The organism is Planomonospora sp. ID67723, assembly GCF_015711605.1.
GTDB lineage: Bacteria > Actinomycetota > Actinomycetes > Streptosporangiales > Streptosporangiaceae > Planomonospora_A.
In genome coordinates, this window is record NZ_JABTEZ010000003.1 from 337,815 (window position 1) to 357,072 (window position 19,258).

The window sequence follows — 19,258 nt, forward strand, 5'->3', positions numbered from 1 at the left end:
GCCCTCATGGCAGGCTCGGATGATGTCAGTGTCTTCTTCGTCGGGAACGCCACCACGGTGATCCGTTACGGCGGATTCACGGTGCTGACCGATCCGAACTTCCTCCACCGGGGCCAGCGGGCCTATCTGGGCTACGGGCTCAGCTCCCGGCGCCGCACCGACCCGGCGATCGAGATCGGGGAGCTCCCCGCGCTGGACGCCGTGGTGCTGTCGCACATGCACGGTGACCACTGGGACCGGGTGGCCCGCCGGGGCCTCGACAAGGACCTGCCCGTCATCACCACGCCCCAGGCCGCCCGCCGCCTCCGCCGTCAGGGGTTCGGCCAGGCGCGGGGCCTGGAGACCTGGCGCCAGCACGAGCTGCGCCGGGGCGAGCGCACGCTGACGGTCACCTCGCTGCCCGGCCGCCACGCCCCCGGCCCGGCCCGGCTGCTGCTGCCCCCCGTGATGGGCAGCATGCTGGAGTTCGCCCGCTGGGGGCGGGTGGAACTCCGCCTGTGCATCAGCGGCGACACCCTGATGGGCCGGGAACTGGCCGGGATCCCGCGCCGGTTCCCCGAGGTCGACCTGGCCATCCTCCACCTGGGCGGGACCCGGATCCTCGGCATGACGGTCACCATGGACGGGGCGCAGGGCGCCGACTGGCTGCACCTGATCGGCCCGCGTGCCGCCATCCCGGTGCACTACGACGACTACGAGGCCTTCGCCTCCCCGATCGAGGACTTCCGCAATCACGTCGAGATCGTCGGCATGTCCGAACGGGTGCACTACCTCGAACGCGGTGAGACCTTCCACCTGCCCGTGTGGCGCGCGCAGCGGGGCGAGCGCCTCACGGCCGGGGGCTCCTCCACGGCCCCCGAGCACGGCGGGCCGCAGGACTGAGGGCCCCGCCGGACCTGGATCGAGATCGGAGAGGGAGAACCACATGACCGAGACGGATCCGCAGGGCGCCGAGGCGTACGACCCGGAGGCCAGGGTGCCGGACGACCGTGAGGACTCCGCGGGAGCGGACGCCCCGAGCGGGGACGACCCGAAGGGCCCCGCCGCACAGATCCCCGACGATCGGAAGGCGGCCGCCAGGTCAGAGATGCCGGACTCGGCGTAGCCGGAGAGACGGGAGCCGCGGACCTGGAACCCCGACGGCGGCGAAGAGGCTCCAGGTCCGGCCCTGAACGGGAGACCGCGGGGACGGCTCAGGGAGTGAAGACGGCGCGGACGCAGCCGTCCTCCTTGTTCTTGAACATCTCGTAACCGCGCGGGCCGTCGTCCAGGCTCATCGGATGGGTCAGCAGGTGGCTCGCGTCGATCTCGCCGCGGGCCATGCGGTCGAGGATCATCGCGATGTAGCGCTGCCCGTGCTGCTGGCCGCTGCGCAGGGTGAGTCCCTTGTTCATCACCGCGCCCATGGGGAACTTGTCGACGAAGCCGAGATAGACCCCGAGCACCGAGACGGTGCCGCCCTTGCGGCAGGCGTGGATGGCCTGGCGCAGCGGCAGTCCCCGGTCGGTCTGCAGGCGGACGGCCTGCTTGACCCGGTCGTAGGCGTACTGCGCGCCGGTGCCGTGGCCCTCCATCCCGACGGCCTCGATGCACACGTCGGGGCCGCGCCCGCCGGTGGTCTCCTTCAGGGCGTCGAGCACGTCGACCTTCTCGTAGTCGAGCGGTTCGGCGCCCACGTGGTCGGCGGCCATCTTCAGGCGCTCGGGGAACCGGTCGATCGCGATCACCCGTTCCGCCCCCATCAGGTAGGCGGCGCGCACCGCCATCTGGCCGACTCCGCCGCAGCCCCAGACGGCCACCACGTCACCGGGCTCGATTCCGGCGATGTCGGCTCCCATCCACCCGGTCGGCACCGCGTCGGAGGCGAACACCGCGTTGGCGTCCGCCACCCCCTCGGGCACGGGGAAGGCGTTCACGTCGCCGTACGGCACGCGGATGTACTCGGCGTGGCTGCCGGCGAAGCCGCCCATGGCATGGGAGTAGCCGAAGATGCCCGCCGTCGCGTGGCCGTTGAGGGTCTCCAGGAACCCGGGGTCGGGGTTGCTGTTGTCGCACAGCGACCACATCTCGGCACGGCAGTTGCGGCAGCGACCGCAGCCGATGATCGAGCACACGACCACCTTCTCGCCGACCCGGCGATCGCGCACGTCCGGGCCGACCTCCACCACCTCGCCGAGGAACTCGTGCCCGATGACGTCCCCGGCCATCATGGTCGGCACGTACCCGTCCAGCAGGTGGAGGTCGGAGCCGCAGGTCGAGCTCGCGGTGACGCGGACGATCACGTCCTGGCGGTTGAGGATCGCCGGGTCCGGGACGTCCTGGACCGCGAGCTCGTTCACGCCGGCCCAGCACAGCGCTCTCATCGCACACCCCTCCTCATCAACTGCCTGGCCACCGGGAGGGTGGCGCGGCCCAGCACGGTACGGTGCCCCTCCGGCTGGCCCTCCATCCGCAGGACCTCGCCGGTCTCCAGAAGCTGCTTGAGCGCCCTCACCTGCTCGCGGACCGTTCCGTCCGCCGAGTGCACGGCGAGCTCGGTGCCCCGGCCGCCGGGCGCCGGGCTGATGCGCACCTCGTGGTGCTCGGCCAGCTCCGCCAGCGCGTCAGGGCGGTTCACGCCGGTCAGCTCCGCGGGATCGCACGCCACGGTGACGGCGAACCACTCCGCGGGGCCGGGCCGGAGCGCGGCGCGCCCGCGTGCCCTGCGGAGCGCGGCGACGCCTCCGGCGGCGAGCGCGGCCAGGGCGATACTTCGTTTTGCGACCATGGTGGCCTCCTCAGGTCGTCGGGCCACCCGCCATTCCCCGGGTTCACGGGGGAAAACCGCCGGCCGCAGCCGGTGGGGCGAGTGCGCGGCCACCTCCATCCGGCGACCACCCAGGTCCCCGCCGTACATCCGAGTGCCTGATCCGTCCGGTATCGGGCCGCCGCGGCCCTGATGCGGACGCCCGGCGCGGCCTAACGTGGAGGTCGTGGAGGAGACGAGAGGCGGTACCGGTCGGGTGATCGTGCTGGTGCTGCCGGAGGTGAACCTGCTCGATCTGGCCGGTCCGGTCCAGGCTTTCGACGCGGCGGCCCATCTGGGGGCGCCCTACCGGGTGGAGTACGTCGCGGACGCGTCCGAGGTGGTCTCGGCGCAGGGACTGCGGTTCGCCGGGCTGGGGCCCCTGCGGCCGGTCGGACCGGGAGACCTCGTGCTGGTGCCCGGACACCGGGTGTACGAGCCCGCGCCGGGAGAGCTCCTGGTCTCCGGGACGGTGGTGGAGTGGCTGCGGGCCGCCTGCCGGGACGGGGCGCGGGTCGCCTCGGTCTGCAGCGGGGCCGCCGCGCTCGGCGAGGCCGGCCTCCTGGACGGCCGCCGCTGCACCACCCACTGGTCGCTGATCGACGCGATGCGCGAGCGGTACCCCGCGGCCCGGGTACAGCAAGCGGTGCTCTACGTCCACGACGGGCCGGTGAGCACCAGCGCGGGCATCGCCACCGGGCTCGACCTGGCGCTCTCGCTGGTCGAGCGCGACCACGGGCCGGCGCTGGCCGCCGCCGTCGCCCGTCAGCTCGTGGTCTACCTGCGGAGGTCCGGGACGGACGGGCAGATCAGCGCGTTCCTGCAGTACCGCGCCCACCTCAACGAGGCCGTCCACCGGGTCCAGGACCACCTGGCACAGCACCTGGACACCCCGCACACCCTCGCCGAACTCGCCGCCGTGGCGCACCTGTCACCACGCGGGCTGAGCCGCGCCTTCACCGCCACGGTCGGGATCACCCCGCTGGAGTACCGGCAGCGGCTCCGGCTGGAGCTCGCGGCGACGCTGCTGGCCGAGACCGGCCTGACCGTCGAGGCGGTCTCCGCCCGGTGCGGGTTCCGCGACGCGCGCCACTTCCGGCGGCTGTTCACCGCCCGGTACGGCGCACCTCCGTCGGCGTCCCGGCACGCCGCGGTGACCGCGCAGCCTTCCCGGCACGCTCCGGCGGCCCCGTAGCCCTCGCGGCGCGTCCCGGCCCCATCGCCTTTCCGGGTCTTGCCCGCTTCCGGCGTCCCGGATCATCACCCCCTCATTTCTCCCCCCTTTCCGTCGTCGAGGAGATCCGCCATGCCTTCGTCCTCAGTGCCTTCAGCGTCCTCAGCGTCCTCAGGGGCGTCCGCGCCCTTCGCCTCGCGCCGCCGTGTCCGAGCCCTGCTCCGCATCCTGGCCGGTCTCGTGCTGTCCGCCGCCGTCCTGGCCGGTGCCGCTTTCGCCGGGGTGACGGCGTCGATGAACGAGAGCTTCCCGTCGGTGCCGCCCCCGGTGCCGCCGGAGGGGTGGCCCGCCCCGGCGCCGGTGCCGTCCGGGCGGACGGTCGTCGCGGTGGTGCTCGGCGCGACCGGTTCGGTGGTCGGCGACGTGCTCCCGCCGTACGAGGTGTTCGCGCGCTCGGAGAGGTTCGCGGTGTACACCGTCTCCGAGCGCCGGGAGCCGGTGGCGCTCTCCGGGGGCCTGAACGTGCTCCCCGACCACACGCTGGGCGGGGTGGACGCCGGTACGGCCCAGGCGCCGGACGTGGTCGTGGTGCCCGCGGTGGTCGAGCCCAGAGGGGAGCGGGAGGCGGCGCTGCGGGCGTGGATCGCCCGGCAGGCCGGCCGGGGCGCCCGGATCCTGGGCGTGTGCGCCGGTTCGGACCTGCTGGCCGCGGCCGGTGTGCTGGACGGCCGGCGGGCGACCTCGTTCTGGAAGCGGATCGGCTCGCTGGAGGAGTCGAACCCCGAGGTGGAGTGGGTGCGGGGACGGCGTTACGTCCAGGACGGCCCGATCACCACGACCGCCGGGGTCACCTCGGGCGTGGTCGGCGCGCTCCGCCTGGTCGAGGAGATCGCCGGGGCCGGGGAGGCCGGCCGGATCGGCCGGGACGTGGCCTACCCCGGCTGGTCGGTGGGAGGCCCGACGGCGATCCCGGTCAACGGCCTGTCCCTGTCCGACCTGCCGTACGGGCTCAACGCCGCCTTCCCGTGGTGGCGTCCCTCGGTGGGCGTCGGGTTGACCGGGGGAGCCGGAGAGCTCGACGTCGCGGCCGCCCTCGAGGCCTACTCGGGCACGTCGTTCGCCTTCCGCACGGTGGCCGTCGCCACCGGTCGCACGGTCAGGACCCGGCACGGGATGGTGCTGCTGGCCGAGCCGGTGGGCGAGGGGACCGGCTCCGTGGACCGGCTGGTGGTGCCGGGCGTCCGGAGCGCGGGGGCGGTCGAGCCGCGGCTGGCCGCATGGGCGGCCGCGCGCGGGCTGGAGGTGGAGCTGCCCCATCGGGGGCGGGCGGGCGGGGAGTCCGGCTTCGACCCGGTCCTGCGCGATCTCGCCGCCCACGCCGACCGGGCCACCGCCCGCACCACCGCGAAGTTCACCGAGTATCCCGCGGCGCATCTGGAGCTCACGGGAGCCGCCTGGCCATGGCGCCCGACCGCGCTGCTCGCCGCGGTGCTGGTGATCGCCGCCGGAGTCGGCCTCCTTCCCCGGTCGCGCCTCCTCCGGCGCGTCTGATGTGTTCCGGCTTGCCGGGAAGGTCGGAGTGATTACCCTGGTCGTTGTGGGTAGCAGGATGGTCACGTTCACACCATGAAGGAGCAATCCATGGCTCTCCCCACTCTTACCCCCGAGCAGCGCCAGGCCGCCCTCGCCAAGGCGGCCGAGACGCGTACGGCCCGCGCCAAGCTGCTGGCCGACGTCAGGTCCGGGGCGGTCACCCTCAAGGAGCTGCTGGACCGCGACGACGAAGTCGCCAAGCGCATCAAGGTCTCCCAGGCGCTTCGGGCCCTGCCCGGCGTGGGCAGCGTGAAGGCCGCGCAGCTGATGGCACGGGCCGACGTGGACGAGGCGCGCCGGCTCGGCGGGCTCGGCGCGCAGCAGCGCCGCAAGCTGATCGAGGCCACGTCGAAGTGAGAGGGTGACCGGCTCGCGCACGCGCGCAGCCGGTCACCCCGCCCGGCGGCCGAACCCGGGAGGGTGAGGAGTACAGGCCGCCGTACCGGGTACCGCCGCGTCATGAGCGAGGATCGCCCCGATTCGCGGCACCGCAGGCCCGAAGGGCTCGACGACGCCACCGTCGAGGCACTGGGCAAGCTGTCGGAGGCCCTGGAGACGACCGAACGCGCCCGCGGGCACCTGTACGCCTTCCACCAGCTCACCGGTCACGCCGACCTGATGCTCGACGAGGCCGTGGAGCTGCTGCGCGCCGCCGGGCACGACGAATACGCCGACGCGGTCTCCACCGAGCTGATCGGGCGCAACGTGATCGAGAGCCGGTGGACCTTCCAGATCGTCGAGGACTACGACGACGGCTACTACCGCTGCTTCCGAGACCTGGAGGCGCGGGCCAGGAACGCGCTGGCGGGCGGTCGCCGCCATCTCTACGAGGCCGAGATGAAGGAGCGCCGCCGCACGCGCGGCCTCCCCGGCCACGAGGCCGCGCCCGAGTGAGCCGGCGGGAATGATGTCCTCCCCGCGGGGGAGGGGGGCGGTATGAACGACGAACGTGATCCCGCCGAGAGCCCCTCCGCGCAGCCGGAAGACGGGCCGCCGCAGGGGAGCGGTGACGCGCCACCCGCCGTGCCGGACGCGGATGTGGGAGAGAGCCGGACGGTGGCGGAGCGCTCGGGAGCCGACACGGCCTTCCCCGGCCGGCCGCTCCCGGCCGATCCGGTCGAGCCCTCCCCTCCGGAAGGCGACAGCGGGGACGGGTCCCGGGCCCCGGAACCGGACATGGGCCCGTCATCCTGACAGGGCGGCCCCGGCCGTGCGGCCCGCACGGGGCCGCACGGCCCGTCGCGCGGGCCCGCACGGGGACCGCGCGGGCCCGCTCAGACGAAGGCGCCGATCCCGGTGATCGCGCGGCCCACGATCAGGCTGTTGATCTCTCTCGTGCCCTCGTAGGAGTAGATCGCCTCCGAGTCCGCCACGAACCGGCCCATGCCGTAGTCGAGGACGATCCCGTTGCCACCCATGATCTCGCGGCCCCAGCCCACGGCCTCGCGCATCCGGGCCGTGCAGAAGGCCTTGGCCATGGCCGAGTGCTCGTCCCGGTAGACACCCGCGTCCTGGAGCTGCGCCAGCCGTACCACCATGCCGAGTGAGCAGGTGACGTTGCCCAGCATGCGCACCAGCAGGTCCTGCACGAGCTGGAAGCCCGCGATCGGACGCCCGAACTGCTCGCGTTCCCCGGCGTAGGCCAGGGCCGTCTCGTAGGCGCCCATCATGCAGCCCACCGCCTGCCAGGCGACCCCGCCGCGGGTCTGGCGCAGGATGACGGCGGTGTCGCGGAAGCTGTTCGCCTCCTGCAGGCGGTTCGCCTCCGGAACCAGGCAGTCGGTCAGAGTGATGTCGGCGTTCTGCACCGTCCGCAGGGCGATCTTGTTCTCGATCCTCGTGGCGGTGAAGCCGGGGGTGCCCTTCTCGACCACGAAACCCTTGACCTGCCCGTCGGCCTCGTCCTTGGCCCAGACCACGACCAGGTCCGCGAAGGTCGCGTTGCCGATCCACCGCTTGGCGCCGTTGAGCACCCAGGTGTCGCCCTCGCGCCGGGCCGTCGTGCGCAACCCGGCGGCCACGTCGGATCCGCCCTCGGGCTCGGTCAGGGCGAAGGCGCCGATCTGCTCCATCGCGGCCATCGGGGGCAGCCACCGGTCCCGCTGCTCCGCCGAGCCCAGCCGGTGGATGCTCCCCATCGCCAGCCCGTTGTGCACCCCGAAGAAGGTCCCCATCGACGGGTCGACCCGGTTCATCTCCAGCACCACGAACCCGGTCAGCAGGCTCCGGGCCCCCCGGTACGGCAGGCCCGCGACGTCCAGCTTGGCCAGCTCCGGGATGAGGTGGTGCGGGAACCGGGCGTGCGTCCACGTCTCATCGGCTATCGGCGCGACCTGCTCGGCCATGAACTCCCGTACCCGCAGCAGGACCTCCTTCTCGGCTCCGTCGAGCAGGTCGGCGTAGTCGTAGAAGTCACCGGTCGTCATCGTGTCGATCTCCCCTCGGCGGTGTGTGACCGCTCCACTGCCCGCGGGGGAGGGCGTCAACCGGGGCGGTCGCCGCCGAGGGGCGCCGGCACGGAGAAGGCCCGGGTCGCCCCGGGCCTTCTCTGCGTCCGCCGGAACCGTTCACCGGGTCCGGCACGTGTCGGCTACCGGCCGCGGTGGGACCAGCGCTTGACCCTGACCCAGTCGGAGCGGCTGGCGCTCTCGCCGAGCTCGTCGTCGCCCTCGAACACGGCGCGGAACTCGCCGCTCCTGAAGGCCCGGCTCTTGGCGTAGAACCGGCCCCGGTGGTCGGTGTCGCCGGAGGTCACGTACTTCCAGGCGCTGGAGCCGCTGGAGCGGTAGTAGATCTCCACTTCCTCGTCGTCCAGGCCCTGCCAGCGCCAGTCCTCACGGACCTGCAGGCGCCCGGAGAAGTGGATCCAGCGGCCCTTGCGGACCGTACCCGGGTCGGCGGAGAACCTGGTCAGGCGGGTCTCCGCCTGGCCGGCCTCGTGCTTGACGGAGAAGTTGACCTGGTCGGTCACCTTCTTGCCGTCCTTGTCGAAGGCGTCGGCGATCGCGAGCCAGCGCCCCTCGTAGTCGGACTTGTCGAAGCTGGCGACGAAGCGCCACAGGTCGCCCTCGTGGATGACCTTGGGCTCCTCGGCGGCCAGGGTGCGGGCGCGGTCGCTGTCCGGCCGGAGGCGGAGCTCGACGCGGACCGCCTCGGTGGTGCGGACCTCGACGGTGACCGGGGTCTCCTCGCCGCCCTTGACGACGACCGGGTTGGGGTTCACGTTGGCGATCTTCACGGCGAGCTGGGCGCGTGTCGCGGAGGCCGTACCGGCTCCGGCGGTCAGGAGCAGCGAGCCGCCCACGACCGTTGACAGGACACCGACCGCGATTCTCTTGATCAAGATCATTCCTCTCCCCGTTCTCTGGAAGCGAGCTCGGGTGATCGCTTCCACAGCCTTTAACGACGAGGCAGAGGGTGAAGATGTTGCCTTAAATCCCGAAAAATCCTGACTCAAGTTTCCGTCTGATCACGTTTCGGCGACAAGATCGCAGGTCGACCGCCGATTCCGCGCGCCGGGCGAATCGCGGAAACAGAATATAAATCTGTCCGATTTGCCGGGATTACATGCGGGGGATCGGGAGAAGGGCCGTTCGGCGGCCCGGTCGTCTGCGGATACCGTTCATTCATGAGCGCCACCATCGTCGCCAAGGATCTCGCCGCCGGACACGGCGACCGCGCCCTCTTCTCCGCACTGGATCTGGTCGTCGCCCCGGGCGACGTCGTCGGCCTGGTCGGCGTGAACGGCGCGGGAAAGTCCACCCTGATGCGCATCCTCGCGGGCCTGCTCCCGCCCGAGCACGGCGCCGTACGGCTCAGCCCGCCCACCGCCACGGTCGGCTACCTGCCCCAGGAACGCGAGCGCCGGGCCGGCGAGACGGTCGCCGCCTTCCTGGCCCGGCGGACCGGGGTGGCCGACGCGCAGCGTGCGCTCGACGTCGCCACCGAGGGCCTGGTGGAGGGCCGTCCCGGCGCCGACGACGCCTATGCGGCGAGCCTGGAGCGGTGGCTGGCCCTGGGCGGCGCGGACCTGGAGGAGAGGGCCGAGGGGGTCGTCGCCGACCTCGGCCTGGAGGTGGGGCTGGAGCGTCCGATGACGGCCCTGTCGGGCGGCCAGGCCGCCCGGGCGGGCATGGCTTCCCTGCTGCTGAGCCGCTACGACGTCTTCCTGCTCGACGAGCCCACCAACGACCTCGACCTGGACGGCCTGGAGCGGCTGGAACGCTTCGTGACCGGGCTGCGCGCCGGGACGGTCCTGGTCAGCCACGACCGCGAGTTCCTGGCCAGGACGGCCAACCGGATCGTCGAGCTCGACCTGGTCCAGCAGCAGGTGCGGGCCTACGGCGGCGGCTACGAGGCCTACCTGGCCGAGCGCGAGGTCGCCCGCCGGCACGCCCGCGAAGAGTACGAGCAATACGCCGGCACCGTCGCCGAGCTCAAGGCCCGTGCCCTCACCCAGCGCAACTGGATGGAGAAGGGCGTCAAGAACGCCCGGCGCAAGGCGACCGACGGGGACAAGATCGGCCGTAACTTCCGCGTCGAGTCGACCGAGAAGCAGGCCGCCAAGGCCCGCCAGACCGAGCGGCTGATCGAGCGTCTGGAGGTGGTCGAGGAGCCCCGGAAGGAGTGGGAGCTCCGCATGGAGATCGCGCTCGCCCCCCGGGCCGGAGCGGTCGTCGGGACGCTGCGCGGAGCCGTGGTCCGGCGTGGCGCGTTCACCCTCGGCCCGGTGGACCTGCAGATCGGCTGGGCCGAGCGGGTGGCGATCACCGGCGCCAACGGCTCGGGCAAGACGACGCTGCTGGGCGCGCTCCTCGGGCGCATCCCCCTGGACGAGGGCCACGCCTCCCTCGGGCCCGGCGTGGTCGTGGGCGAGGTGGACCAGGCGCGCGGGCTCTTCCTCGGCGACGAGCCGCTGCTGGAGGCCTTCGCCTCCGCCACGGACGGCATGGTCCCCGCCGACGCCCGCACGCTGCTGGCCAAGTTCGGCCTGCGGGCGGCCCACGTGGTGCGCCCGGCCGCGACCCTGTCGCCGGGGGAGCGCACCCGGGCCGCGCTCGCGCTGCTCCAGGCCCGGGGGGTGAACCTGCTCGTCCTCGACGAGCCCACCAACCACCTGGACCTGGCCGCGATCGAGCAACTGGAGTCGGCGCTCGCCTCCTACCCCGGAACCCTCCTGCTGGTCACCCACGACCGCCGGATGCTGGACGCCGTGCACACCACCCGCCGCATCCACGCCGACGCCGGACAGATCACGGAGCTGTGACCCGCCGCGCCGGCGTGCGGGGGAGCGCCCGGGTCAGCGGCCCAGCTTGAGGTAGAGCTTGTAGGCCCGGTCGCCGAGGTAGGGCGAGGAGTTCCAGACGGTGGCGCCGTCGGCGTTCATCCACTTCATGCTCTGCACGCCGACGAGGTAGCCGGTCCCGGTGGCCGTGGAGTAACCCCGGATCCACGGGCCGCCGCTGGAACCGCCGTTGAGCGGGCAGCGGGCGAACCGGTGCCGCGCGATGCCGGCGGAGGGCACCGTGTAGAGCGCGGTCGTCTGCCCGCAGCTCACCACCTTCGTGCCGGCCCACGGGTACTCGGCGGGGTAGCCGAAGATCCGCATGCTGATCTTGGCGGGCTGGTTCCACAGGATGCCCTGGCCGCCGACCACGTTCGCGATGTTCCTGCCGCTGACCTTGCCGACGGTCACGAACGCGTAGTCGTAGTCGGGGTCGTACGACTTGGCCCACTCGGGCTCGATGGCCACCTTGGCCATGGTCCAGACGCCGTAGGGCTTGAGGTGCTGGCCCTTGCTGTAGGCGTAGCCGGGGATGAAGATCCAGTTCCTGACCCACTGCCTGTTGCCGTACACGCAGTGCGCGGCGGTGGCCAGCAGGTTGCGGCCCCGGGAGTTCACCACGCTCGCCGAGCACGAGTAGTCCTGGCCGCCCAGGGTGAAGAAGACCCTGCCGATGCTGCGCGGCTGCGCCGTCCCCTTGATGGCCAGCGGCGCGACGTTCCTGGCCACCGCCGTGGGCGTGCCGGTCCGCTGGAAGGCAGGGGCGGCGCTGCCCTTGCGCGGGGCGGCCGGGCGGGCCGCGTTCATCCGGGCGCCGGTCCAGTAGCCGAAGACCGCCTTCGCCTCGGCGGTCTCCGATACGGAGTGGCTGATGGGCTCGGGGTCGGTGACGGCCTGAGGGCCGACGAGGGCGAGGGAGAGCGCGAGGGCGATCATGGACGTCCTAGGGTCAATGGCTAGTAAAGCGGATATAAATCTATAAAACGCCCAAACATGCAAGTAACGCCCAAACGAAGATCTACCTAGCAGATGCCGTACCGAGACGTCCGGGCTGGCCGACCCGATGCGAGTTGACCTCAAGCATGCTTAAGGTTGCAGACTGGCGGGCGACACGCCGCTCAGCCAGGAGTAACGCCATGCTCGACATCGCCGTCATCGCCGCCACCAGTCCGCAGGGCCGCTCGGGGGCGAACGTGAGCCGGTGGTTCCTCGGGCAGGCCGGGCGGCGGGCCGATCTCCGCCTGGACGTCATCGATCTCAACCGGATCCCGCTGCCGCCGTTCCATCCCGGGCGCCCGCCGTCGGAGACCGATCCGGCCACGCGTGAGCTGGCCGCCCGGATCGGCGCCGCCGACGGCTTCGTGGTGATCACCCCCGAGTACAACCACGCCTATCCGGCGGTGCTCAAGCTGGCCGTCGACGCGGTCCGCCGGGAGTGGGCCGCCAAGCCCGCCGGGTTCGTCTCGTACGGCGGGCAGTCCGGCGGGCTGCGCGCCGTGGAGCAGCTCCGGCTCGTCTTCGCCGAGCTGCACGTGGTCTCCCTGCGTGACACCGTGAGCTTCCACCGGGTGGAGGGCCGGTTCGACGAGGACGGGGAGCCGCTCGACCCGGCGGGGGTCAACGGGGCGGCCAAGGTCCTGCTGGACCAGCTCATCTGGTGGGGGACCGCGTTGCGGGAGGCGCGCGAGGCCCGGCCGTACAGCCTCTGAGCCTGTTCCGGCCCCGGTGCTTCGGACGGAGGCGAAACATGCAGGAAATCTCCACAAGGGAGGATGATGTGGAGATCTATCCTTATATGGGGGATTCGTGGTCGGCGCTCTCGATCATCGCTACAGGGGCGAGCATCCCATCCGCACGCTCGCCTACCTCTTCAAGGAGGAGCGCCTCAAGCTCCTCGTCGCGGTCCTGGCCTTCCTGGTCAAGCACAGTCCCATCTGGGTTCTGCCGCTGATCACGGCCAACATCATCGACGTCGTGGAGCACCGCAGCCCCGTCGCGAGCCTGTGGGTCAACACGGCGGTGCTCCTGACCCTGCTGCTGCTCAACTACCCCCTGCACCTTCTCTACGTCCGCTGCCTGCACGGCGCAATCCGGCGGGTGGGCACGGGCCTGCGCTCCGCGCTGTGCCGCCGGATGCAGCACCTGTCCATCGGCTACCACTCGCGGGTCAGCGCGGCCGTGCTCCAGACCAAGGTGATCCGCGACGTCGAGAGCATCGAGCAGACCGCCCAGCAGACGGGCGACATGGGCCTGTCCGCCCTCACCACGCTGGCCGGCGGGCTGGTGATGGTCGCCTTCCGGGTGCCCGCCGCGATCCCGGTCTTCCTGGTGGTCGTGCCCGCCGCCGCGTACCTGGTCATGAAGATGCGCTCCCGCATGCGCGAGGACAACGAGAGCTTCCGCCGCGAGGTCGAGAAGCTGTCGGCCCGGGTCAGTGAGATGACCACGCTGATCCCGATCACCCGCGCGCACGGCCTGGAGCGGGACGCCCTGCACCGGGTCGACGGCACGCTGACCAGCGTGCTGCGCAAGGGGCTCCGGCTCGACCTGCTCAACGGCAGCTTCGGCGCCCTGGCCTGGATCCTGCTCAACGCACTCGGCGCCGCCGTCCTGGCCGGGTCCGCGCTCGTCGCCTACTACCAGGTCATCCCGGTCAACAGCGGCGACGTGGTCATGCTGAGCACGTTCTTCCCGATCCTCACCTCGGCGGTCACCTCGCTGCTCAGCCTGACCCCCGTGATCAACAAGGGGCTGGCCTCGGTGCGGTCGGTCGGCGAGGTGCTCCAGGCCCCCGACCTGGAGCACAACGCGGGCAAGGCCGAGGTGGTCTCCGCTCGCGGCGAGGTGGAGTTCCGCGGCGTCGGGTTCGCCTACGGGGATCCGGGCGAGGCCCCGGCCGTGAAGGACTTCACCTTGAAGGTGAGCCCCGGGGAGACGGTCGCCCTGGTCGGACCCTCCGGGGCGGGGAAGTCGACCGTGCTCAACCTCGTCATCGGCTTCCTGCGTCCCACCTCGGGGCGGATCCTGCTCGACGGCCGCGACATGGAGACGCTGGACCTGCGCACCTACCGCAGGTTCCTGTCGGTCGTGCCGCAGGAGTCCATCCTGTTCGAGGGCAGCATCAGGGAGAACGTCACCTACGGCCTGGCCGACGTCTCCGAGAAGCGGGTACGGCAGGCGCTGGAGGACGCCAACGCGACGGAGTTCATCGACCGGCTGCCCGCGGGGCTCGACACGGTGGTCGGGGAGCGGGGCGCCCGCCTGTCCGGCGGCCAGCGGCAGCGCCTGGCCATCGCCCGAGCGCTGATCCGCGACCCGCGCGTGCTGATCCTGGACGAGGCGACCTCCGCCCTGGACACCCGCTCGGAGGCGCTCATCCAGCAGGCGCTGGCCCGCCTGGTCACCGGTCGCACGGTGTTCGTCGTGGCCCACCGCCTCTCCACGATCCGGGGCGCCGACCGGATCGTGGTGATGCGGGACGGCGGGATCGAGGAGATCGGCACCCACGAGGAGCTGATGCGCGTGCGCGGCGTCTACGCCGGGCTCCAGGGAGCCCAGCTCGCCTGACCCGGGAGGAAGGCGCAGCTGACCGTCCCGCGATTTTGCCGTCCGCGTTCAGGGGTAGGGGGGCGGCGAGGAGGCACACCATGCGAGCACTGGGAGTCGACATCGGAGGTTCGGGGATCAAGGGCGCCCCGGTGGACCTGCAGAGGGGTGAGCTGACCGAGGAGCGGCTGCGGATCCCGACGCCCGTCCCGGCCACGCCCGAGGCGGTCGCCGAGGTGGTCGGGCAGATCGCGGCGCACTTCTCCTGGAGCGGGCCGGTCGGGGTGACCTTCCCCGGGGTGGTGCTGGACGGCATCACCATGACGGCCGCCAACATGAACCCCGGATGGATCGGAGTGGACGCCCGAGGGCTGTTCGCCACGGCGACGGGCAGTCCCGTGGCGGTGCTCAACGACGCCGACGCCGCGGGGCTGGCGGAGATGGCGGTCGGCGCGGCCAAGGGCGAGGCCGGGGTGGTGCTGATGCTGACCTTCGGCACCGGGATCGGCAGCGCCCTGTTCGTCGACGGTCACCTGGTGCCCAACACCGAGCTGGGCCACCTGGAGCTCCGCGGGAAGGACGCGGAGAAGCGCGCCTCCGACCACGCGCGCGAGCACCACGACATGAAATGGGAGGAATGGGCCGAACGGGTCGAGGAGTATCTCCGGCACGTCGAGATGCTGTTCTCCCCCTCGCTGATCGTCATCGGCGGCGGGGTCAGCAAGAAGGCCGACAAGTTCCTGCCCCACGTGAACGTGCGGACTCGTCTCGTCCCGGCCGCGCTGCGCAACGAGGCCGGGATCGTCGGCGCCGCGATGGCAGCCGCGGACCTTTGATCGCCCTGTGCGGCATCTGTCGGAAAGGCCGATCAGTCTTTGGCGGCACTTTGCCGGACATGCTCTCTGGCCTGGGTAGATAGCGGGGGTCAGCAAGATCCGACCGGGTGGGAGCAGCGCGAGATGGTGTGGCGGACGGGTGTGCTGGGGCGGTGGATCGGGGCGGCCGGGGCGGCGGCCGTCATGGTCGCGGTGGCGGCGGCGCCCGCCGGGGCGCTCCAGGACGACGTGGAGGTCTCGCCGGGCCGGGTCACGCCCGGCGGCAGCGTCGAGGTCACGGCGCACGACTGCGGAGGACCCGCGACCGCCAAGTCCGAGGCGTTCCAGGGCGACGTGGAGCTGACCGGGGGGAGCGTGGGCACCCCGTCCGGCACGGCCCGGGTGGCCCAGGGGGCCGAGCCCCGGAGCTACGTCGTGGAGGTCGAGTGCGAGGGCACCAACGTCACCCTCTACGGGTCCTACGAGGTCGTCGGCGCCGGCGGTCCGGACACCGGCGGGGGCGGTCTCGCCCTGGCGGGGGGAGCGGCAGAGCGGGAGGCGGGGCCCGAGGCGGTCGCCGGAAGGGGGACCGCACCGGCCGTGATGGCCTGGGGTCTCGGCGGTGCCGCCGCCTTGTTGACCGGCGCGGGAGGGCTGGCGCTGGTACGGCGCCGCCGGGCGGCGGGGCGTGGCTGACCCTCTCGTGACCGACCCCCTTGTGACCGCCCCTCTCGTGGCCGGCCGTCCTGGGGCGGGCCGTCCCATGGTGGCCGGGCGAGGCGCCCGTACGGCCCGGCGGCACACGCGGAGGGGCCCCGGGCGCGGGACGGCGCTCTCGCGGTACGTCGCGGAGGCCGTCGGCCGCATGATCCCGGCGACGGGGTTCAGAACCGCCGTCCCCGCGCTGGGACTCGGGGCGGCCCTGCTGGTCACGGGGTGCATGGCGGCGACCGGGGAGCGGGCGGACCCGTCCCTGGCCCGTTCCCTGCCGGTCACCGCACCCGCCCCCCCGAGGGACTCCGCCGTGCCGGTCCCGCCGGTGGCCTCCGCCGGAGCGGGCACGCGCAAGGGGAGGCGCGTCGGCTGGCCCGCCCCGCTGCCGGGTGAGCCCGGTGCGGCCGAACCGCTGGCGCTCGTGGTTCCGAGGGCCGGGGTCAACGCCCCGATCACCTGGATCGGACCCACCTCCGAGGGCGTTCTGGAGGCGCCGCCGCTCTGGCGTGCCGACCTGGCGGGCTGGGACAGGTCCGGCCCGATGCCGGGCGAGGCGGGCCCCGCGGTGATCGTCGGCCACCTCGACACCAGGACCGGCCCCGCCGTCTTCGCCCGGCTGCCCGGCCTGGTGCGGGGCGACACGGTGGCCGTGATCCGCCGGGACGGGAGCGTGGTGGTCTTCCGGGTGACGTCGGTCGAGCGGGCCCCCAAGGCGGCCTTCCCGGTGAGCCGGGTCTACCGGGCCCGGCCGTATCCGACGATCAGGCTCGTCACCTGCGGGGGCCGGTACGACCGCGAGCGCCACTCCTACGAGGAGAACCTGATCGTCTACGGCGACTTCGCGGCCTGGTACCGGCTGTCGGACTTCCCCCGGGGGTGACCGGCCGGCGCCTGAAACTTTCATCGGGCCGCGCGGGTGTTCCCTCAGGTCAGACGGGGACAGCGCCGCACAGGACGGCCCGTGAAAGGTCACATGCTGTACACATCCCGGAAACATCCGGACTATGGGAGCGCTCCCACCCCTCGTCTGGAGATGACACCAATGAGAGCTCATCCGCGCCGCCATGCCTGGCGGAACCGGGCTGCGACCGCGGCGGCCGTGCTGGTCGCCGCCGCCGGTCTCGCCACCGGTCAGGCGGCGACGGCCCACGCGGCCGTCGCCTGCGACGTCGCCTACTCCACCAACGACTGGCAGGGCGGCTTCACCGCCAGCGTCACCGTCAAGAACCTCGGTGACGCGCTGGACGGCTGGACCCTCGGCTTCACCTTCACCGGTGGGCAGAAACTCCAGCAGGGCTGGTCGGCCACCTGGAAGCAGGAGGCGGACAAGGTCACCGCCAAGAACCTGGAGTGGAACGGCAAGCTGGCCACCGGGGCCTCGACGAACGTCGGCTTCAACGGCTCGTGGAGCGGCTCCAACCCGAAGCCGACGGACTTCACGGTCAACGGCGTCGCCTGCGGCGGGCAGCCGCCGGTCAACCAGGCCCCGACCGTCAGCCTGACCAGCCCGGCGAGCGGCTCCTCGCACGCCGCGGGCGCGGCCGTGCCGCTCGCCGCGACGGCCTCCGACGACGGCGCGGTCAGCAAGGTCGAGTTCTACGTCGACGGGGCGCTCGTCAACACCGACACGACCGCCCCCTACTCCCACTCCGCCACCGGCCTGGCCGCCGGATCCCACACCGCCAAGGCCAAGGCCTACGACAACGGCACCCCGGTCCTCAGCAAGGAGAGCGCCGAGGTTCCCTTCACCGTGACGGGCGGAGGCACCCCGTCGATCGTCGCCTCCCCCACCTCGGTCAGCGTGCCCGAGGGCGGCAGCAAGACCACCGGGTTCAAGCTGAGCCAGGCGCCGTCGGGCAACGTCACGGTCAACCTCACCAAGACCGGTGACGGTGACATCACCGTCGCGCCGTCCTCGCTGACCTTCACCGCGTCCAACTGGAACACGGCGCAGAACGTGACGGTCTCCGCCGCCGAGGACGCCGACGAGACCGACGGCACCGCCACCATCGCGGCCGCCGCGAGCGGCCACACCGGCGTCTCGGTCACCGCGACCGAGGAGGACAACGACGGCGACACGCCGCCGGTCGGCGAGCACGTCGACAACCCCTACGACGGCGCGACCGGCTACGTGAACCCCAACTGGTCGGCCAAGGCCGCCGCCGAGCCGGGCGGCGCCGCGGTGGCGAACATCTCCACCGGCGTGTGGCTGGACCGCATCGCGGCCATCGCGGGCAGCTCCTCGTCGATGGGCCTGCGCGCCCACCTGGACGAGGCGCTCAAGCAGGACGCCGCCAACGGCAGCAAGCCGCTGACGATCCAGTTCGTCATCTACAACCTGCCCAACCGCGACTGCTCGGCCCTGGCCTCCAACGGTGAGCTGCTCATCGCCCAGGACGGCCTGAACCGCTACAAGAACGAGTACATCGACCCGATCGCCGCCATCATGAAGGACCCGAAGTACGCGGCGCTGCGGATCGTGACGATCGTCGAGATCGACTCGCTGCCCAACCTGGTCACCAACCTCAACGTGGCCAAGTGCCAGGAGGCCAAGGACACCGGGGCCTACGTCAACGGGATCCGCTACGCCCTGGACAAGCTGCACGCCATCCCGAACGTCTACACCTACATCGACGCCGCCCACCACGGCTGGATCGGCTGGGACACGAACTTCGGCCCCTCCGCCGAGCTGTTCGCCACCACCGTCGCCGGCACCGCCAAGGGCTTCGAGAGCGTCGACGGCTTCATCACCAACACCGCCAACTACTCGGCGCTGAAGGAGCCGCACTTCACCATCAACACGACCATCGGCGGCCAGACGATCCGCCAGTCCGACTGGGTCGACTGGAACTACTACGTCGACGAACTCTCCTTCGCCCAGGCCTTCCGGCAGGAGCTCATCAGGAGGGGCTTCAAGTCGACCATCGGCATGCTGATCGACACCTCCCGCAACGGCTGGGGCGGAACCGCCCGGCCGGGCGCGCCGAGCACCTCCTCCGACGTCAACACCTTCGTCAACCAGTCCCGCATCGACCGCCGGATCCACGCCGGCAACTGGTGCAACCAGAGCGGCGCCGGTCTCGGCGAGCGGCCGCAGGCCAACCCGGCTCCGGGCCTGGACGCCTACGTCTGGATCAAGCCGCCGGGCGAGTCCGACGGCTCCAGCAAGGCCATCCCGAACGACGAGGGCAAGGGCTTCGACCGAATGTGCGACCCGACCTACGAGGGCAACGAGCGCAACGGCAACAGCATGAGCGGTTCGCTGCCGGACGCCCCGGTCTCCGGTCACTGGTTCTCCGCCCAGTTCCAGGAGCTGCTCAAGAACGCCTACCCGCCCGTCCAGTAGT

Annotated in this window: 19 protein-coding genes; 14 read left to right on the top strand and 5 right to left on the bottom strand. The window is 72.1% G+C overall.

The window, feature by feature from the left end; all coding sequences use genetic code 11:
- Positions 1 to 6: 6 nt before the first annotated feature.
- Both HS041_RS23270 and HS041_RS23275 read left to right on the top strand, forming a co-directional pair.
- A complete protein-coding gene (locus tag HS041_RS23270; RefSeq protein WP_196442929.1) occupies positions 7 to 882 on the top strand; it encodes an MBL fold metallo-hydrolase in 876 nt (291 codons plus the stop codon).
- A gap of 43 nt (positions 883 to 925) precedes the next feature.
- The gene (locus HS041_RS23275) at positions 926 to 1,105 is read left to right on the top strand and encodes a hypothetical protein (RefSeq protein ID WP_196442930.1); all 180 of its coding nucleotides are present in this window, start codon (positions 926 to 928) and stop codon (positions 1,103 to 1,105) included.
- 88 nt (positions 1,106 to 1,193) lie between these two features.
- Here HS041_RS23275 and HS041_RS23280 read toward each other — a convergent pair whose 3' ends face one another.
- Positions 1,194 to 2,363: a zinc-dependent alcohol dehydrogenase gene (locus tag HS041_RS23280; protein ID WP_196442931.1), complete on the bottom strand. Its 1,170-nt coding sequence runs from the start codon at positions 2,361 to 2,363 to the stop codon at positions 1,194 to 1,196.
- Positions 2,360 to 2,767, bottom strand: coding sequence for a hypothetical protein (locus HS041_RS23285; RefSeq protein ID WP_196442932.1), 408 nt, complete (start codon positions 2,765 to 2,767; stop codon positions 2,360 to 2,362). The genes HS041_RS23280 and HS041_RS23285 overlap by 4 nt, the downstream gene beginning before the upstream one ends.
- Positions 2,768 to 2,972: 205 nt before the next feature.
- On the opposite strand from HS041_RS23285, the gene HS041_RS23290 reads away from it, so the two are divergent.
- From HS041_RS23290 to HS041_RS23310, 5 genes are all read left to right on the top strand, one after another.
- Entirely contained in the window at positions 2,973 to 3,980 is a 1,008-nt protein-coding gene (locus tag HS041_RS23290) for a GlxA family transcriptional regulator (RefSeq protein ID WP_196442933.1), read from the top strand.
- A gap of 111 nt (positions 3,981 to 4,091) precedes the next feature.
- The gene (locus HS041_RS23295; protein ID WP_196442934.1) at positions 4,092 to 5,510 is read left to right on the top strand and encodes a DJ-1/PfpI family protein; all 1,419 of its coding nucleotides are present in this window, start codon (positions 4,092 to 4,094) and stop codon (positions 5,508 to 5,510) included.
- 90 nt (positions 5,511 to 5,600) lie between these two features.
- Positions 5,601 to 5,909 (top strand): integration host factor, actinobacterial type, encoded by a 309-nt coding sequence (mihF, locus tag HS041_RS23300; RefSeq protein WP_196442935.1) that lies wholly within the window; start codon positions 5,601 to 5,603, stop codon positions 5,907 to 5,909.
- Positions 5,910 to 6,011: 102 nt separating this feature from the next.
- Positions 6,012 to 6,446 (top strand): hypothetical protein, encoded by a 435-nt coding sequence (locus tag HS041_RS23305; RefSeq protein ID WP_196442936.1) that lies wholly within the window; start codon positions 6,012 to 6,014, stop codon positions 6,444 to 6,446.
- A gap of 42 nt (positions 6,447 to 6,488) precedes the next feature.
- Positions 6,489 to 6,746, top strand: coding sequence for a hypothetical protein (locus HS041_RS23310; protein WP_196442937.1), 258 nt, complete (start codon positions 6,489 to 6,491; stop codon positions 6,744 to 6,746).
- 80 nt (positions 6,747 to 6,826) lie between these two features.
- Here the strand turns inward: HS041_RS23310 and HS041_RS23315 are convergent, their stop codons facing one another.
- Both HS041_RS23315 and HS041_RS23320 read right to left on the bottom strand, forming a co-directional pair.
- Complete coding sequence (locus HS041_RS23315) at positions 6,827 to 7,978, bottom strand: acyl-CoA dehydrogenase family protein (protein ID WP_196442938.1); 1,152 nt, start codon at positions 7,976 to 7,978, stop codon at positions 6,827 to 6,829.
- Between the two features lie 164 nt (positions 7,979 to 8,142).
- Complete coding sequence (locus tag HS041_RS23320; protein WP_196442939.1) at positions 8,143 to 8,895, bottom strand: lipocalin/fatty-acid binding family protein; 753 nt, start codon at positions 8,893 to 8,895, stop codon at positions 8,143 to 8,145.
- A 285-nt stretch (positions 8,896 to 9,180) separates the two neighbouring features.
- Here HS041_RS23320 and HS041_RS23325 point away from each other — a divergent pair, with 285 nt between their 5' ends.
- Entirely contained in the window at positions 9,181 to 10,818 is a 1,638-nt protein-coding gene (locus HS041_RS23325; protein ID WP_196442940.1) for an ABC-F family ATP-binding cassette domain-containing protein, read from the top strand.
- A gap of 33 nt (positions 10,819 to 10,851) precedes the next feature.
- On the opposite strand, the gene HS041_RS23330 is transcribed toward HS041_RS23325, so the two are convergent.
- On the bottom strand, positions 10,852 to 11,772 hold the full coding sequence (locus tag HS041_RS23330; RefSeq protein ID WP_196442941.1) for a trypsin-like serine peptidase: 921 nt from the start codon (positions 11,770 to 11,772) through the stop codon (positions 10,852 to 10,854).
- A 200-nt stretch (positions 11,773 to 11,972) separates the two neighbouring features.
- Here HS041_RS23330 and HS041_RS23335 point away from each other — a divergent pair, with 200 nt between their 5' ends.
- The 6 genes from HS041_RS23335 to HS041_RS40145 all read left to right on the top strand — a co-directional run bounded on the left by HS041_RS23335 (position 11,973) and on the right by HS041_RS40145 (position 19,257).
- Positions 11,973 to 12,545 (top strand): NADPH-dependent FMN reductase, encoded by a 573-nt coding sequence (locus tag HS041_RS23335; RefSeq protein ID WP_196442942.1) that lies wholly within the window; start codon positions 11,973 to 11,975, stop codon positions 12,543 to 12,545.
- 97 nt (positions 12,546 to 12,642) lie between these two features.
- Positions 12,643 to 14,403: an ABC transporter ATP-binding protein gene (locus HS041_RS23340; protein ID WP_196442943.1), complete on the top strand. Its 1,761-nt coding sequence runs from the start codon at positions 12,643 to 12,645 to the stop codon at positions 14,401 to 14,403.
- An 80-nt stretch (positions 14,404 to 14,483) separates the two neighbouring features.
- Entirely contained in the window at positions 14,484 to 15,218 is a 735-nt protein-coding gene (gene ppgK / locus HS041_RS23345) for a polyphosphate--glucose phosphotransferase (RefSeq protein ID WP_196442944.1), read from the top strand.
- A 123-nt stretch (positions 15,219 to 15,341) separates the two neighbouring features.
- On the top strand, positions 15,342 to 15,893 hold the full coding sequence (locus tag HS041_RS23350) for a hypothetical protein (RefSeq protein WP_196442945.1): 552 nt from the start codon (positions 15,342 to 15,344) through the stop codon (positions 15,891 to 15,893).
- Positions 15,886 to 16,791 (top strand): class F sortase, encoded by a 906-nt coding sequence (locus HS041_RS23355; RefSeq protein WP_196442946.1) that lies wholly within the window; start codon positions 15,886 to 15,888, stop codon positions 16,789 to 16,791. The genes HS041_RS23350 and HS041_RS23355 overlap by 8 nt, the downstream gene beginning before the upstream one ends.
- 162 nt (positions 16,792 to 16,953) lie before the next feature.
- The gene (locus tag HS041_RS40145) at positions 16,954 to 19,257 is read left to right on the top strand and encodes a glycoside hydrolase family 6 protein (protein WP_196442947.1); all 2,304 of its coding nucleotides are present in this window, start codon (positions 16,954 to 16,956) and stop codon (positions 19,255 to 19,257) included.
- Position 19,258 lies beyond the last annotated feature (1 nt).

What these genes read in the sequence shown, in the direction of transcription:
- HS041_RS23270 (WP_196442929.1), top strand. Translation starts at nt 7, where the DNA reads ATGGCAGGCTCGGATGATGTCAGTGTCTTCTTCGTCGGGAACGCCACC.
- HS041_RS23275 (WP_196442930.1), top strand. Translation starts at nt 926, where the DNA reads ATGACCGAGACGGATCCGCAGGGCGCCGAGGCGTACGACCCGGAGGCC.
- HS041_RS23280 (WP_196442931.1), bottom strand. Translation starts at nt 2,363, where the DNA reads ATGAGAGCGCTGTGCTGGGCCGGCGTGAACGAGCTCGCGGTCCAGGAC.
- HS041_RS23285 (WP_196442932.1), bottom strand. Translation starts at nt 2,767, where the DNA reads ATGGTCGCAAAACGAAGTATCGCCCTGGCCGCGCTCGCCGCCGGAGGC.
- HS041_RS23295 (WP_196442934.1), top strand. Translation starts at nt 4,092, where the DNA reads ATGCCTTCGTCCTCAGTGCCTTCAGCGTCCTCAGCGTCCTCAGGGGCG.
- mihF (WP_196442935.1), top strand. Translation starts at nt 5,601, where the DNA reads ATGGCTCTCCCCACTCTTACCCCCGAGCAGCGCCAGGCCGCCCTCGCC.
- HS041_RS23305 (WP_196442936.1), top strand. Translation starts at nt 6,012, where the DNA reads ATGAGCGAGGATCGCCCCGATTCGCGGCACCGCAGGCCCGAAGGGCTC.
- HS041_RS23310 (WP_196442937.1), top strand. Translation starts at nt 6,489, where the DNA reads ATGAACGACGAACGTGATCCCGCCGAGAGCCCCTCCGCGCAGCCGGAA.
- HS041_RS23315 (WP_196442938.1), bottom strand. Translation starts at nt 7,978, where the DNA reads ATGACGACCGGTGACTTCTACGACTACGCCGACCTGCTCGACGGAGCC.
- HS041_RS23325 (WP_196442940.1), top strand. Translation starts at nt 9,181, where the DNA reads ATGAGCGCCACCATCGTCGCCAAGGATCTCGCCGCCGGACACGGCGAC.
- HS041_RS23330 (WP_196442941.1), bottom strand. Translation starts at nt 11,772, where the DNA reads ATGATCGCCCTCGCGCTCTCCCTCGCCCTCGTCGGCCCTCAGGCCGTC.
- HS041_RS23335 (WP_196442942.1), top strand. Translation starts at nt 11,973, where the DNA reads ATGCTCGACATCGCCGTCATCGCCGCCACCAGTCCGCAGGGCCGCTCG.
- ppgK (WP_196442944.1), top strand. Translation starts at nt 14,484, where the DNA reads ATGCGAGCACTGGGAGTCGACATCGGAGGTTCGGGGATCAAGGGCGCC.
- HS041_RS23350 (WP_196442945.1), top strand. Translation starts at nt 15,342, where the DNA reads ATGGTGTGGCGGACGGGTGTGCTGGGGCGGTGGATCGGGGCGGCCGGG.
- HS041_RS40145 (WP_196442947.1), top strand. Translation starts at nt 16,954, where the DNA reads ATGAGAGCTCATCCGCGCCGCCATGCCTGGCGGAACCGGGCTGCGACC.